The following is a 1,072-nucleotide window of genomic DNA, read 5'->3' as shown; positions in this document are numbered from 1 at the left end:
GGCAACTCGGGAGACCCTACCGGTCTCTTCTTATAGAAGAGTATGGTGTACAAGTGATAATAAGCAAGGAAACCAAATGCCGTTGTAGGGAGTCGGATAGCAGCGTAGTACCAATGAAGTTGGGTAATGCCGATGGAGGAAAGGCTGCTACCAAGTTATCACCCTTACTAGGGACACATTTACTACACTCGGAGGTAGGAATACTAAATGGAAACAAAACTATTAAGGATAGCTGAATTAGCAAAATCTGATCCCAAAATGAAATTTACATCTATTGTACATTTACTAAATAAGCAATCTCTAGTTCAATGTCATCTTGAATTACCTAATAAGAAGGCAACTGGGATTAATGGCACAACTAAAGAGCAATACAGTGAAAGACTAGAGGAAAATATAGAGGACTTAGTAAGTAGGCTTAAAAGTAAAAGCTATCATCCTGTTCCCGTAAGGAGAATGTATATTCCTAAGCTTAACTCCAACAAGAAAAGACCATTGGGGTTACCGGAACATGAAGATAAGATTGTACAGAAAGGCATTACCAAAATACTAAATGCCATCTATGAAAATGATTTTCTAGACTGCTCTTTTGGGTTCCGCCCAAATCGTAACTGCCACGATGCTTTGAAAATATTAAATCATTATATTGAAAAGAAATCAGTAAATTATATAGTAGATGTAGATATTAAAGGGTTCTTTGACAACGTTGACCACATATGGATGATGGAGTTCTTAAAACTGCGAATTACTGACCCTAACTTACTAAGAATAATTGGTAGGTTTCTTAAAGGTGGATACATGGAGGAAGGAAAGAAATACAAGACTGATAAAGGCACACCGCAAGGTGGGGTCATATCTCCGGTACTCGCCAATCTATACCTTCATTATGTCCTGGACCTGTGGTTTGAGAAGGAAGTCAGAAAACAGTGTGAAGGACATGCATACATAGTTAGATATGCTGATGATTTTGTGTGTTGCTTCCAATATAAGAGCGAAGCTCAGGAATTCTTTCAATCATTAAAGTTGAGATTACAGAAGTTTAACTTAGAAATAGCGGAGGATAAAACCAAAATTA

2 protein-coding genes are annotated in these 1,072 nt (G+C 37.4%); both read left to right on the top strand.

The annotated features are described in order from the left end of the window. Positions 1 to 236 (top strand): hypothetical protein (locus tag H9650_RS20580; protein ID WP_225216195.1); only part of this gene is annotated, 236 nt, incomplete at its 5' end. Continuing rightward, positions 208 to 1,072: group II intron reverse transcriptase/maturase (gene ltrA / locus H9650_RS20280; RefSeq protein ID WP_191698007.1), on the top strand; the 865-nt coding region annotated here is incomplete at its 3' end. The genes H9650_RS20580 and ltrA, both read left to right, overlap by 29 nt.

It is taken from the genome of Psychrobacillus faecigallinarum (assembly GCF_014836595.1).
Classification (GTDB): domain Bacteria; phylum Bacillota; class Bacilli; order Bacillales_A; family Planococcaceae; genus Psychrobacillus; species Psychrobacillus faecigallinarum.
This window is presented reverse-complemented; position numbering and strand designations above follow the sequence as displayed.